This window comes from Oribacterium sp. oral taxon 108 str. F0425, from assembly GCF_000214455.1.
In the GTDB taxonomy this organism is placed as follows: Bacteria; Bacillota; Clostridia; order Lachnospirales; family Lachnospiraceae; genus Oribacterium; species Oribacterium asaccharolyticum.
The window spans coordinates 726,794-741,000 of the sequence record NZ_AFIH01000001.1 but is presented as its reverse complement, the minus strand read 5'-3'; the positions used below and the strand labels follow the sequence as shown (position 1 = coordinate 741,000).

Genomic DNA, 14,207 nt, shown 5'->3' with positions numbered 1-14,207 from the left:
CCCTCTCCTCCTAGAGCTTTCTTATAAGAAGAATCGCAAAAAGAACAGCCAAAAGTAAAAGGCCGATTCGGACTTTTATTCCTGGCTTCTTCATCCTGCAGTTAAAGACAAAGAAAAAAGCCAGTAAAGCATACAAAAGCTCTCCCGGAAGAATTTTCTCTATGGAAAAATATATGCTGAATAATCCATAAAGGGGAATAAAAAAGGAAGCATAGGTCACCGCAAGGCCGATAAAATAATCCTTCTTTTCTCCTCCACTGGCATTAAAATAGGCAAGTCTGGTCACTACGGAAAGAAGATATAGCACTGAAAGCAGGAAAGAAACGACTCCGAATTTGGCAAAATACTGAAGATAAATCTGCACCGGAAACACACCAAAGGAAATAAGATCCGATAAAGAATCAATTTGCACCCCGAAGGCTTTTTCCAGATCATTTCTTTGAAAAGCATTGGCTACCATGCCGTCAAAGGTATCGCAAAGTCCTGCTAAGATCAGCAAAATCAAAGAAAAGGCCAAACTTTTCGAAAAGAAGATTCCGTATAAAGAAATAGAAAGCCCAAGATAGGTTAAAAGTACACTGGGATGATAGACCCCAAGAAAAATTTTCTTCATCAATATTTCCTCAACTCATTCAACAACTTATTCTTCGTGTATGTATTCATATCTCCGCAACTCAATTATAAATATTTCCTCACCCTAAAAAGAATCAGTAGGCAATTTACGAGAACATGGGTAAGGCCTCCCAGGATAATCGCAAATACAGTTTGTGCCGGTGTCAGATGCACCAACACGCCCAGGCAAAGCATAATTCCGAACATGGAATCAATCTGATCCAAAATAAAGAAAAACAGCTTTAGCCCTCGCCTTTTGTCCCCCTGCTCCGCCGCAGAAACCGAAAGCCTCCTTTTGATAAAGCTATTGGGCAGTTCAAAGAGCATATACAAAAAGCCGAAAAGCATGCCAATCAGGAAATTAAAAGCAGGCGTATTTTCAAAATACAAATACAAAAGACTCCGCTTATTTTGTCCTAGGCCCTGCAAAAGAAAGCCCCAAAAAACTTCCAGTATACCTGCAAGAGCAGTCATTAAAAGAAATCCCAAAACACTTTTACTGTCCCCGAAAATCCGTTTTCCGTCTGTCCAGTTTTTTCCACCATCAATAGGCCTGCAACGACTTTTCAAAAAAGGAATTTTCAAAAGCAGCATATTGAAAACGCCTGCCAGAATCACCGGAAACATGGTGATGTATAAAGACAATATCCACTGCAATATAGGCTATCCTCCTATAAGAAAAAGGCTTCATTCTCTCCGTTTTTAAACTTTCTTTCCCCGGAATGCTTTCGTTATACTTAAATACACCTAAGTATACCCAAAGAGCTTTTCCACTAGCCTAAAAAATATTTTCCGATGGCAATGCCCTGAATCAGGAAGAAAGCAATGCCGAAGCAAAGCACTCCCGCAGCTGCCAAATCCTTGGTTACCTTAATTTCCGGGTGTTCCTCCTTCGTCACAAAATCCGAAAGATGCTCTATTGCCGTGTTCATATACTCCATTGCGTACACCCCGGCAGAGCATAAAATCACGGCATACCAGGTAGACAAATCCACCTTCAAATAAAAGAAATCCAATAGAAAAAACACCAGGTTAATCCCCAGATAATATTTATAGTTTTTTTCCGTCTTTAATCCGAAATAAAGTCCCTTAATGGCGCATAACACACTTTGTCGAAACGTGATGTTCTTCATCTAAGTTTATGAAAACTCCTTTGCTAACAATACATACTCTCTAGCAGAAACACATTTATCCTGAAAATAGCCTTCGCTGGCCTTCCCTTTTTGAATCAGTGCCGCAATGGACTTGGCCTTTTTTCTTTTCAGTACTTCGGTTGCCAGCTGGGAAAAAGCCAGTCCCAGCCCCTCTGAACCTTTCTTTACTGCCAAATACAGAAGAATATAGCAGCTTGGCCTTCTTTTCCGAAAAAGGATTTGCAAAAGGCGAATCGGATTAAGAGGCTTTTGCAGAAGATTCCCATAGTCCGGAAGACAGAGGAAAAATCCTTTAAGCTCCTCCTTATCATAAGCCAAAAAGACCATTTCTTCATCTACAATATACTTTAAAGAACTGTAAAGGCTTACAAAGTTATCTCGAGAAATATTCCGAAAGCCTTGAAAATCCTTATACCGCTCCATTAGAAGCGGATAAATTTCAGAAAGATATCGGTCAAAGTTCTCTTTTGTCGGATGCAAAAATTGGTATCCCTTTTCCTGAAAATATTCCAGGCGCCTCTTTGCCTTTGCATTCTCATAGGAAGGCTCCAAAACATCATATAAGTTGGAAACATAGCGATTACAAATCTGAAAGCCCGCTTTTTCAAAAAGGTAAGGATAATAAGCTTTGTTCGCAGGTTCCCCGGTATAGGGCGTTTTCTCTTCCAAAGCAAAGCGATACCTTCCGAAAAAAGAAAGGTCAATGGGGCCTTTCAAGCCCTTCTTCCCCGCTTTTTTGGCTTCCTTTTCACAAGTTTCTAAAAGCAAAAGGGCAACTTCCTCTTCCTCTATACTTTCATAGAAGCCCACAAAACCGTAGTCCTCATCTTCATAAAGCGTTAAAGCAATCCGCCCTGCCACGCTTTCTTTTCCCTCCTTTAAGCTCACGCAAAGAAAGGGCAGAAAACGAAGATTTCCCTGCACTAAGATGTGCTTTCCCGCAAGTACCGCCTCCTCCATTTTCCTGTCCTGCATAAGACAGGACTTTTTATAAAGCATAGCAGGAAGATTTAAAAACTGCTCTTTCTCCCCTTGCTCCTTTACCGCTTTGATTTTATAGTTCTTCATTTTCCCTTTCTATCTTTAAAACAAGTGAGCGAATAAAGTCCCGAATTTCCTCTCTCACTTGTCCTGCAATCCTATTTTCCCTTTTGCTTTATAACACTGCAAATGCCTAAATCCCCGTCTATCTCCACAATATCTCCGCTTTGCAGCTCCTCCATAATATTCGGAATATTGACCACTGCAGGCTTTTCCAGCTCTCTTGCGAGAATGGCGCTGTGGGATAAAAGAGATCCTCTTTCCGTAATGAGTCCTTCTGCCATATTGAGATAAGGGAACCAGCCCGGATCCGTAGAATAACTTAAGAGGATTTTCCCCTTAGCTTCCGCTACTCTTATCTCCTGTAAGCTTTTAATCTTTAAAACCTCTCCTCGGAAAATGCCCTTGGAAACGCCTCGCCCGAAGAAAACTCTAGGCGTAGAATTCCCTGCTTCTTTATCTTTCTTTCCGATTTTTTCCTTTTGCCTGATTTTTCCGGCTTTCCTATTCCCTTCATCTTTTCCGGGCATTCCGATTCGTTCTTCTATATTCCCTTTTTCCTTGAAAGATTCATAACTTAAAACACGAATCTCCCCTGCTAAAGGATCTCTGTCCACCTTTCCGAGGAGCTTTACCCGAGACAAAACCGGAAGCCTTTCATAGGCCTTTCTGAGTTCCTTTTCTCTCGCAATTTTTAAGGAGAAATCTTTGCCGGAAAATAGCAATTCCTTCAGCTCATTGAGACTCAAATAATACACATCAAAGCCTATGGTTTTCTCTCCGATTTTATCTACAATTCGCCGCATTAAACCAAAGCATCTTGTGCGATGAAGACGGGAAATCTCCCTATTGTTGCAGGAGGACTCGGCAAGGCGATAGAGAAAGGACTTTCGCTGTTTCTGCTCGGAAGACTTCTCTGAACAGCTTGTCTCTTCGCAATCTTTCTCCGAGAAATTTGTCTCTACACAATTTTTCTCTACACATGCTTTCCCAAGACTATGCTTCGCTTCCGAAAGCTCATATCTCTCCGCAGTTTCGGTCTCTAAAGAATCCAAAATCCATCGGTCCAGTAACTCTTCATTGGTTCTGTAGGTTCTGGTTTCCAGCTTCAGCTCTCCCACTATCCGATCCCCATAGGCAGAAATATAGCTTTTCTTTTCTCTGCGATATTCTTCGCTGTCTAAGCCATACTTTCCAGCTACCGTCTTTAAGGCGGAAAGAGCTCGTACAGGCTTCATGGTTTCTAAGGAAAATGCCGTTTTCTTCCCATATAAATGAGTGCTGATAAAGGACACCATATCATTAATCAAAGTAATATCCCATTCCCGCAGTAGATCTTCCTTCATTTCCAAGAAAATCCGATAGAGTGCTTGAGCATCTTCCTCCTCATCCACCCTTTTGCTATAGGAGGCGTAGCGCTCTTGGAAAAACCTGTCCAGCTCCTTCATTTTCCTTTGGGAAACGAAAAAATAATAGCAAAATAAAAGGGCTATTCTGCACTTTAAAAAGAAGCTTGGCTTCTTCTTGGAAAAGGATATTTCTTCGTTAGACACCCCCAGCATTCCCTGCCAAACCGGAATAATCTTCCGGGAAAAGGGAAGGAGACGCAAAATATCATACCAGGAGGAGATTTCATAATACATTCTTCCGGAAAATCCCCCTACCATGCGTTGAAAAAGCTCCTCGTAGGAAGAGACTCTCTTTCCCAGAAAACGTCTTCCTAAAGAAGTAAAAATTCCGCTATACATTTCGACCGCAAAGCTCTCGCTTAAAGGAAGGCAAATTCCCGGAAAGCTTTCGGAGATATTGCTGTTGTCTAAAATCCGAACAGGAAGATGCATGTCTAAGGTGGTGATTTCTCTGGCCTGTAAAATGTAAACTTTGCCCTTTTCTATGGCAAATTCTATATCCATGGGCTTTTGAAAAAGCTGCTCTATTCTTTCTCCAAGGGTAAACAAAGTTTTCAGCTCTTCCTCTTTCAGAGCCAGACCGGTATCCAGCCCCTCTTGGTACAGGCATTCCCCCGGAAAATAATGGTAGGTCAATACATTTTCCTGATCCTCCACCACCTTATCCCCAAGACCTTCTCCCAGAATCACCACCATTTCACTCAGGATCCCCTTGGGGTTTTTCGTAAACAGAACACCGGACTTTTCCGGAAACAGCATTTCCTGAATGAGCACCGTTTCTACCAAGACTTCTGCTTTTTTCTGTTCTGTGCTCTCCTGCTTTTCTCTGTTCTCCTGCCGTTCTGCGTTCTTCTGCTTTTCTTCTTTGCCCTGCTCTTTTAGATAGTATTCCGTCCTCCCTCTATTCGCCTTTTCTTTATAATCCAAACTTCCGGCGTAAGAAGCAAAAACCTCCTGTACCGCTTCCTGTACCTTCTCTCTTTTTACATTTAAACGCGTCAAAAACTGGCCGGCAAAGGAATGCTCCCCGCCATCTTCTGTGGAAAAATTGGAGCGAACGGCAAAGCAGTCTCTCTCGGAAAAAGAAAGATCCGCTTCCTCATTTTCCGAAACCAGGATAAACTTCGGAACCGGAAATCCTTTCTCTTGTAAAATTTCTAAATGCCTTGCCTTCATAATCTCTCCCAATAATGATGCGATATCTTTATTTCATACTATTTCTTTATTTCATACTATTTCTTTGTTCCTGCTATTTCTCTATTCCATGCTATATCTCTTACCATGCTATATCTCTTACCATGCTGTTTCTTAAATTTATGGCCATTTGCATAGTTTCTATTTATTTTCACTATACAAAGCAAGGCGGTACAATGCAAGCCAAGCGTGCACAGTCTTACAAAAAACCGGATGCAGTTTCTCGCATCCGGTTTTCCGATTCATCATTCAATTTCCTTACAAACAAGGTATCGCACGATTAACGTACGATACCTTACTATAAAACTCAAAACAATGATAACTCACCCGCTTGCTTTATATTTCTGTTTCTATCTCTACTATTTTATATTTAACTGACCGGGCTCTATTTATGATTTTTTAACGAGATAAATACTATCGCTTTCTTTGCTTTTTTCAAAACGAGATACCGGAGAAGACCACATTTTTTCAATTTCATCTAAAATTTCCTCTGTTATTTTCCCTCTGTACATTTTTTCAAAGAATATTTTCTTCCGTACATCCTTCAACTGATAAATTTCTCTGCAGCAATCAAAAAGATTGGGATAATCCGTTAATTTTTCAGAAATTCCCAGTCCTTTACCATAATCTTCATCTAAGCGGACAAGAGTGGAAAACAATCGAATGTCAGAATCGGAAATATGATCTCCCAATAAGAATCTTTGTTCGCTCAGACTTTTCTCCAACTTTTCCATCCCGAAAAGAAACGAGTCATATCCTCTTTGATAAGCCATTTTATTTTTTCCGAAAAACATCTTGTAAATTGCATTGTTGATATGCTCATACAGCCAGTTTCCCATTTCCCGAATTTCCGTTTGCTTTTCGGATGGAAATAAATCAGGAGCTCCAACTTTATGAAAAGCACGGAAATCTTCCTCTAAATAATAGCTTAGGTTTTGAAAGTCATTGTTGGCAATCTTCTGCTCTTTATAATCATAAAGTACGGGAACTGCCGGTCTCCCGATAAATTCCGGAGCGCTCCTATAATACAATTCTCCTATAAAGCGTGCGTTGCTTTCCTTGTTAATATGGTTTTCAGCATTTACACATTCCCAACCAACCGGCAAATCCAATTTTGTCCAATCAACAATTTCTTCTTTAATACTGTCTTCCAATCCAAGCATAGAATATACAATGGCGATACGATTAGACCAGGCACAATCCTTTGCCCAAAAGAGTATATATCTATCTTTTTCAACAGGATTCTTTCCTGTTTTCCCAAAAGCCTCTCGAAAAAAAGGAATTTGTCTTTGATACTCTCCGTTTTCATCGATCTCATAATCTTCCACTGCAGGTCGAACTGCTATTTTTCTGCCCTCGAATTCAATATAATTCATTATCCCGCGTTCTCCTTTGTCTTAGTGAATTTGTTCAAAAATTGTTTTAGTCGTTCAGACTGTGGATTTTTAAAAATATCCTTCGGTTTACCTTCCTCTATGATTTCGCCCTTGTCCATAAAAATAACCTTGTCCGCAATATTTTCTGCAAATTCCATCTCATGGGTAGCAATAATCATGGTCGTATCCTTTTTTGCAAGTTGGTACAAGAGTTTCAATACCTCTCCTATCAATTCCGGATCCAAAGAAGATGTGGGTTCATCAATTAACATTACTTGAGAATTTACAGCCATAGCTCTTCCAATTCCAATTCTTTGCTGTTGTCCTCCCGAAAGATGGGCCGGATACACATCTTTTTTATCGGGAAGACCAATCGCTTTTAAGATTTCCATAGCCTTTTCTCTTGCTGTTTCTAATTTTATCTTTTGTACTGCCACCATTGGTTCCATGATATTTTCCAAAGCGGTTTTATTGGAAAACAAACAATAATTTTGAAAAATCATAGAACTTAAGCCGCGTATATACTGAATATCCCGGTTGGAAGCAATCGAGCTGTCCACCAGAGCATCACCTATTTTTATCGTACCTTCTTCTGCCCTTTCCAAAAAATTCATACATCTTAATAATGTGGATTTTCCGGATCCGGAAGGTCCTATAATGACGAGGACCTCCCCCTTATTTATTGAAAAAGATACTCCTTTTAATACTTCCAAATCAGCATATCTTTTTTTAAATTCTTTACCTCAATCATGACTTATTCTCATCTATAATTTACGTTCAGTCTTTTTTCCAGCTTTTTCTGTCCATAAGAGAGTACAGCCAAAATAATCCAGTACACTATAATGGCGACCGTATATCCCTCCAAAAACCGATAGGCCTTTGACGTTTCCAGCCCTACCGCGGCCATCATATCTTTATACCCAATCATAAAGCCTATGGAAGTGGATTTAAAAATCCCTATAAAATGATTGGATAATCCGGGGGCAGCAACTCTAGCCGCCTGTGGAAGAATAATCCTTCGGACAACTTGCAATGGTTTCATTCCGATAGAAAGTCCGGCTTCGTACTGCGCCTTACTGACGGAGTTTAAAGCCGCCCGAATGTCCTCCGACATAAAAGCCGCATAATTTGCACTCATGCAAATGACCAAGGCTGTAAAAGGGCTCATTAGTTTAATACTCTCGAAAACCTGTGTTAAGCCGTAATAAAACCAAAACAGCTGTGCCACAAAAGGCGTGCATCTAAAAAACGAAACATAGACAGAGCTTAATGCATACAAACCTCTGATTCGATACTGTCTGATAATCGCAATGAGTACTGCAAATAGGAGAGCAAATACTGCTGATAAAATGGCCAAATTAAAGGTTTCCGGCAAAAAACGCAGAATTTTGGGAAAAAGGGCAATAAATAAATTTACATTAAATTTATCCATACTTCGCACCCACAAGTTTTTACTCCATCGGATCGAATCCAAACCACTTTACAGCCGTTTCATGCATAAATCCTTCTTCTTTCAGTTCCTTCAATACTTCTGTCACTTCTTCACACAGCTTTGTTCCACGCTCATCTTTATGGAAGGGATAAGCTGCATCTTCCGTATACACAGGATCTCCAACTCCTTTTATTTTTAATCCGGACTTCTGTTTTACATCCTCAATGTGCATAGCTGACATCAGTGATGCATCTGTTCTGCCCAAGGCCACGTCTGTATGAACCGCAGTACTCTTATCATATTCTACATATTGAATCTTATTATCCGGATCAAACTGGTCCTTAAATGCATAAGCAATATCATTTACGAGAAGTCCGAGCTTCTTGCCATATACATCTTTAATTCCGTGAATTGTGTCATTATCCTCCGCAACCACTACACGATACGGCACATAAAAATAAACACTGCTAAAGTTGTATACCTGTTTTCTCTCATCCGTAACACCGATTTGATCTGCTACCGTATCCACTCTTCCGGCCTCCAGAAGCTCTATGATTCCCGGGAATCCGGCAATTTCCCACTGAATATCCCAATTCTTTCTCTTTGCTATTTCATTCCATACATCAATTTCAAAGCCCTGTAACTCCCCGGTTTTTTCATTCGTCTCCGAAAAATAAGTATGGTTTCCGGTAGTGGAAATCTTAATTACTTCCTTCTCCCCGGTTGTCGCCTCTGCTGCCTTGGTTTCTCCTTCAGCCTTTGTTTCTCCTTCAGCCTTTGCCTCTGTAACTGCTTCTGTTTTTTCCGTGCTCGGCAATGCCTCTTTTTTCTCTGCTCCGTTAGAACATGCACTAAGAAGTGAAAGCATTAAGACCATTCCAAAAGCCAAGCCTTTTGTAACATAATTTTTCTTCATCTGTATTCCTCCATTCTTATATAAAAAAAGTTTTTAGTTGCTAAACTCTTGCTTACAACACAAAGTATTTTTCTTATTCCTATTTTCTATATATTCTCTTAAATATTTGTAAAATATATATAAATATTATATGATTATTAACTAATTATTATGCGCTTTGTATATTTATTGTCAATCGAGAATGATTCAATTAAGAAAAACCAAATATATACACAGTATAATTAATTCTTTTGTTAGGGATATTTTCACAATCAGATATAAATTCCATTAAAAAAACCGGATGCAGTTTCTCGCATCCGGTTTTCCGATTCATCATTCAATTTCTTTCAGACTAGCACTGTGTGATATCTTTTCCTTCTTCAATAGCGGCAATCATATCCACTCTGGTCTGATGTCTTCCGCCCTCATATTCTGCAGAAAGCCACTCTTCCACAATCATCTTAGCCAAATCTTCTCCCACGACACGCGCGCCGAAGGCAAGGATATTGCTGTTGTTGTGCATCTTGGAGAGCTTTGCGGTATAGGGTTCGGAGCATACGCAGGCACGAATTCCCTTGATTTTATTTGCCGCGAGAGAAATTCCCACACCAGTTCCACAAATTAGAATTCCATAATCTACCTCTCCCGAGGCAACCATCTTTCCAACCTTGTAGCCGGAAATGGGATAGTTGAAACGCTCTTCCGAATCCGTCCCTACATTGATTACTTCGATTCCCTTTTCTTCCAAAAAAGCCATAATGCATTTTTTTAAAGCTACCGCTACATGGTCATTTCCAATCGCAATTTTCATTTTCTCTTCCTTCTTCATAGTAAGATGTCTCTCGTTTCAGACAGGACAGTCCTTTTCATGCAGAATCCTCTATAAGTATGAACTGTCTTCCAAACGCTTTTTTCCGTAAAGGCAGGCACCGAGAACACCGTTCTTCTGATCCATCTTGGCATATACAATCTCCATATTTTGCTCGGGATAAGGCTTTCTGGTAAATTCATGCGCATACTTTTCCAGCCTCTCCTTCGGAAATCCGCTCATCATCGGAAGTCCGCCGCCAAGTAAAATATAGTCCGGATCGAAGAGATTTTCCTCCGTCGCAATGACCTTTGCCATATTGCGTACGAATAAATCCACTTCCGGGTCGTCCTTTTCCTCTACAAATATATCATCTATCCGGATGTTTGGGAATTTTTCTTTTTGTAAAGCCTGTAGTGCAATTCCGGAGACAATCGTTTCCAGACAGCCTACATTTCCGCAGGAGCACTTCTTCTCATTTAAAAGTACCGGCAAATGCCCCAGTTCGGAGGCCACACCGTTTTTCCCCAAAAGAATTCTCCCGTTCAGGAAAACGGCATTGCCCACACCGGTTCCGAAGTAAATTGCGGAAACACTGCTCTCCTCCGAGATGCCCAGTTGCTCCATATCGTAAAGCAAGAGGTTATTGACATCTCTGTTAATAAAAACGGGAAGGCCTATTTTCTCCTGCATCTGATCCGTAAAGGCAAAATTATCCGGGAAAAGCGGGATATTCGGTGTCTGTAAAATGACTTTTCGACTGCGATCAATGGTTGACGGAAGCCCAACAGAAAGTGCCAGGATTTCTATTTCTTCGCTAAACTCCCTTTTATAAGTCTGAAAGAGTTCCGCAAAGACGGAGAAAATATCCTCTCCCTCTTTAAAATATTCCTGCGTTCTCTCTTCCCGATAATGGCTTAATATTCCATCCTGACCCACAAAGCCGATACGAAAGCGCGTGCCCCCTATATCCATTCCTAAAATCCCGCTGCGTTTAGGCATTCTTTGCACGCTCCCTTCCTTCTACCCTGTCGACCGCCTCTTGGAATTGTGCCTTACAGAGCTTGCATGCTTCTCTCAAGTCTTCATGCAAGGAGAAGAGTCCCGAACCACCTACAATAAAATCGTCCGCACCGGCTTCCAAGAGCATCTCATAAGTAGTCTTATTACAGGATCCGTCTATTAAAATTCGGTAATGATATCCCTTCTCTTCACGCAAAGCCTTCGCCTGTCGAATCTTATCCAGCATTTCCGGAATAAACTTCTGTCCTGCAAAGCCGACGTCCACCGTCATAATGGTCATGACATCAATTCTGTTCAGATAGTGCTCGATATAGGAAAGTGCCGTAGCCGGGTTAAGGGTAACGCCCACCTTCTTTCCTGCCCCCGCAATGTACTGCATGGTGCGGTACGCATTCGTATTGATGGTCTCCGCATGGGGACTGATCATATCCACACCGGCTTCAATACAGGGATCCAGCCAGTCACTCGGATTTGTAGTCATTAAGTGTACGTCCATCGGCTTCTTCACTGCGGGACGAATTGCCTTGGCAAAATCCGGGCTTAAGGTGATGTTCTTACAAAAATGGCCATCCATGATATCGATATGATAGCCGTCCATTTCCTCTTCCAAAATCTTCAACTGCTCCTTGATGTCCAGAAAATCCATGCACATCAGGCTTACCAGAATATTATGCTTCTTTGTTTCCATTTTCTATCTCCTTATCATACCTCGAAAGCCTTATAGGCTCCCGGAGCTTTTTCTATACAGCAATTTCTCTTATTTGCTTCTGCCGCCGAAGAAACGATCCAGAGTCACCGCTACAATCAGAAGAATTCCCATTGCAAGCTGCTGATAAAAGCTGGAAACTCCCGCCATGTTCAGTCCGTTATTGATGGTACCGATAATCAGACCGCCGATAATCACCTTCGGAATGATTCCTACTCCTCCGAAGAAAGACGCTCCTCCGATAATAACCGCCTCAATGGCATAGGTCTCATAGCCTGTACCCGCATTGGGTTCAGCCGCTGCAAGTCTTGCAATATTGACCATACCAGCAAGAGCCGCACAAAGACCGGACAGTGCAAAAGCAATTACGGTATGACGATTTACCGTGATTCCCGCATACCATGCCGCCTGCGGATTACCGCCAATCGCATAAAGGTTACGACCGCACTGCGTTTTCCAAGTGAATAAGCTCAAGATGAGCGCTGTCAGTAAGGCAATCATGACCGGTACCGGGAAAAAGAGGAAGTGTCCTCCGATGGTTGTTTGGAAAGAAGTCGGTAAACCGGAAACCGATCTTGCATTCGTCAGAATATACACTAAGGAACGAAGAATTGCCTGCGTACCCAGAGTAATGATAAAGGGAGGAAGTCCCGTTCCCGTCACAAGAATTCCGTTCAAAACACCGATTCCGAGACCGAATAATACCACTCCGACAAGAATGGCAAGCACCGGTGAAAAGCCAAAGTCAACCATCAGCTTCGCCGTTAAAGCACCAGATAAAGCCATAATGGAAGAAATGCTTAAATCGATTCCCCCGAGTAAGATTGCAAAAAACTCTCCCAATCCGAGTAAGATGTAAATGGAACTTTGCTCAATAATCTTTACCAGGTTGGCAGGTGTTAAAAAGGACTTCGGTCTTAAAATACCGAATACCAAAATCATAATGCACAGGATGGACACCGTAGAATATCTGTCCCAAAACTGCGCAAACTTATTTGTTTTCCCCTGACTCATTGTTCTATCCTCCATTTCCGGTGGCCAGCATCGCCAGCTTTTCTTCGGTGGCTTCGGCAATGTCAAATTCTCCTCTGACCTTTCCCTCAGCCATTACCATGATACGGTCACAGACTGCCAGAAGTTCCGGCATTTCACTGGAAACCACAATCACGATGATTCCGCTTTCTGCGAGTCTTCGCATCATCTTATAGATTTCACTCTTTGTTCCGACATCAATTCCCTTGGTAGGCTCGTCAAATATAAGAACCTTTACTCCTGCCGAAATCCATTTTCCAAGAATCACCTTCTGCTGGTTTCCTCCGGAAAGATTCTTTGTCAACTGCGCATCGCCGGCCCATTTAATCTGCAAATCCAGCTTAGCCTTCTCGGCCATCTCTTTCTCATTCTTCTCCTGTATCAGACCGCAGACACCGCCAAACTTCGATTTTTTCAGTAAGCTCGCAATGGAGATATTTCGTTTATTGGAAAAGTTTTGGAAAAATCCGGTTTCTCTTCGATTCTCCGTAACCAAACCGATTCCGTTCTTTAAAGCATCATAGGGAGTATGAATCGTTAAGCGTTTCCCTTCCAGAAGAATTTCACCGGAAGTTTTGGGCACCGCTCCGAAAATCGCCTCCATGGCTTCCGAGCGCCCTGCGCCGACAAGGCCGGAAAGACCGACGATTTCTCCCTTTCTTACCTGCATATGGAAGTCCTGTACTTTCCCGTCTTTTCTGCTTAAATTCTTAACCTCAAATACCACTTCCCCAAATGAACCATGGCCTTCCTGGTAAGATTTTTCCAACTCTCTTCCCACCATAAGGCGAACCATGTCTTCTTCTGATAAGTCGGAAACATTCCAGGTTCCGACGTAATTTCCATCCTTTAATATACTGATTCTATCCCCGATTTCTTTGATTTCCGAAAGCTTATGGGAGATAAAAACAATTCCGATTCCCTTACTTTTTAAATCGCGAATAATTTCAAAAAGCTTCTTTACTTCACTCTCCGTAAGAGAGGACGTCGGCTCATCCATAACGATACACTTTGCATCGAAAGAGATTGCCTTTGCAATTTCCAGCATCTGTTTCTCACTGATGCTGAGCTCCGAAGCCATTTTGTTCGGTTCATACTTATCCAGATTAACCTGTTTCAATAATTTTTTGGTATCCTGATTTAATTTTGCATAATCAATGGTGGAAACAGGACCGATTTTTTTACTCTGCATCCTGCCCATAAAGATATTTTCACGAATGTCCAGCCAATTTACAACGCTGAGCTCCTGATAAATAATACTGATTCCGCCCTCTCTGGATAGGCGAGGATTCAGTTTACTGTGTTCGACCCCGTTTAAGACAATGCTTCCACTGTCCGGGTGATAAACGCCCGACAAAACCTTCATCAGGGTAGACTTGCCTGCTCCATTTTCCCCTAAAAGAACGTGTACTTCTCCTGGTTTTACGGAAAAAGAAATATTGGAAAGTGCTTTTACACCGGGAAAGCTTTTATTAATATTTCTCATTTCTACAATGTTCATTTCTTTTCCCTCTTTCTAGACAGG

14 protein-coding genes are annotated in these 14,207 nt (G+C 41.5%); all 14 read right to left on the bottom strand.

Going from position 1 to position 14,207, the window contains the following annotated elements; genetic code table 11:
* Positions 1-10: 10 nt before the first annotated feature.
* Positions 11-613, bottom strand: a complete 603-nt coding sequence (locus HMPREF9124_RS03640; RefSeq protein ID WP_009428190.1) for a CDP-alcohol phosphatidyltransferase family protein — start codon at positions 611-613, stop codon at positions 11-13.
* Between the two features lie 65 nt (positions 614-678).
* The gene (locus tag HMPREF9124_RS03635) at positions 679-1,269 is read right to left on the bottom strand and encodes a CDP-archaeol synthase (RefSeq protein ID WP_009428594.1); all 591 of its coding nucleotides are present in this window, start codon (positions 1,267-1,269) and stop codon (positions 679-681) included.
* Positions 1,270-1,385: 116 nt separating this feature from the next.
* The gene (locus tag HMPREF9124_RS03630) at positions 1,386-1,745 is read right to left on the bottom strand and encodes a diacylglycerol kinase (protein ID WP_009428986.1); all 360 of its coding nucleotides are present in this window, start codon (positions 1,743-1,745) and stop codon (positions 1,386-1,388) included.
* 6 nt (positions 1,746-1,751) lie between these two features.
* Positions 1,752-2,834 (bottom strand): hypothetical protein, encoded by a 1,083-nt coding sequence (locus tag HMPREF9124_RS03625; protein ID WP_009429343.1) that lies wholly within the window; start codon positions 2,832-2,834, stop codon positions 1,752-1,754.
* A 71-nt stretch (positions 2,835-2,905) separates the two neighbouring features.
* Complete coding sequence (locus tag HMPREF9124_RS03620) at positions 2,906-5,392, bottom strand: PEP/pyruvate-binding domain-containing protein (RefSeq protein ID WP_009429575.1); 2,487 nt, start codon at positions 5,390-5,392, stop codon at positions 2,906-2,908.
* 407 nt (positions 5,393-5,799) lie between these two features.
* Positions 5,800-6,786, bottom strand: a complete 987-nt coding sequence (locus HMPREF9124_RS03615; protein WP_009428482.1) for a glutathione S-transferase C-terminal domain-containing protein — start codon at positions 6,784-6,786, stop codon at positions 5,800-5,802.
* Complete coding sequence (locus tag HMPREF9124_RS03610) at positions 6,786-7,499, bottom strand: amino acid ABC transporter ATP-binding protein (RefSeq protein WP_009429849.1); 714 nt, start codon at positions 7,497-7,499, stop codon at positions 6,786-6,788. Before HMPREF9124_RS03610 ends, HMPREF9124_RS03615 begins: the two co-directional genes overlap by 1 nt.
* A 47-nt stretch (positions 7,500-7,546) precedes the next feature.
* Positions 7,547-8,218, bottom strand: coding sequence for an amino acid ABC transporter permease (locus HMPREF9124_RS03605; RefSeq protein WP_036597625.1), 672 nt, complete (start codon positions 8,216-8,218; stop codon positions 7,547-7,549).
* 19 nt (positions 8,219-8,237) lie between these two features.
* Complete coding sequence (locus HMPREF9124_RS03600; protein WP_009428814.1) at positions 8,238-9,134, bottom strand: transporter substrate-binding domain-containing protein; 897 nt, start codon at positions 9,132-9,134, stop codon at positions 8,238-8,240.
* Positions 9,135-9,465: 331 nt separating this feature from the next.
* A complete protein-coding gene (gene rpiB / locus HMPREF9124_RS03595) occupies positions 9,466-9,924 on the bottom strand; it encodes a ribose 5-phosphate isomerase B (protein ID WP_009537315.1) in 459 nt (152 codons plus the stop codon).
* A 69-nt stretch (positions 9,925-9,993) separates the two neighbouring features.
* Positions 9,994-10,923, bottom strand: a complete 930-nt coding sequence (gene alsK / locus HMPREF9124_RS03590) for an allose kinase (protein WP_036597624.1) — start codon at positions 10,921-10,923, stop codon at positions 9,994-9,996.
* Positions 10,916-11,632, bottom strand: a complete 717-nt coding sequence (gene alsE / locus HMPREF9124_RS03585) for a D-allulose 6-phosphate 3-epimerase (RefSeq protein ID WP_009427849.1) — start codon at positions 11,630-11,632, stop codon at positions 10,916-10,918. Before alsE ends, alsK begins: the two co-directional genes overlap by 8 nt.
* Before the next feature lie 69 nt (positions 11,633-11,701).
* Positions 11,702-12,664, bottom strand: coding sequence for a D-allose ABC transporter permease (gene alsC / locus HMPREF9124_RS03580; RefSeq protein WP_009428422.1), 963 nt, complete (start codon positions 12,662-12,664; stop codon positions 11,702-11,704).
* Between the two features lie 4 nt (positions 12,665-12,668).
* A complete protein-coding gene (locus HMPREF9124_RS03575) occupies positions 12,669-14,183 on the bottom strand; it encodes a sugar ABC transporter ATP-binding protein (RefSeq protein ID WP_009427911.1) in 1,515 nt (504 codons plus the stop codon).
* Between the last annotated feature and the right edge of the window lie 24 nt (positions 14,184-14,207).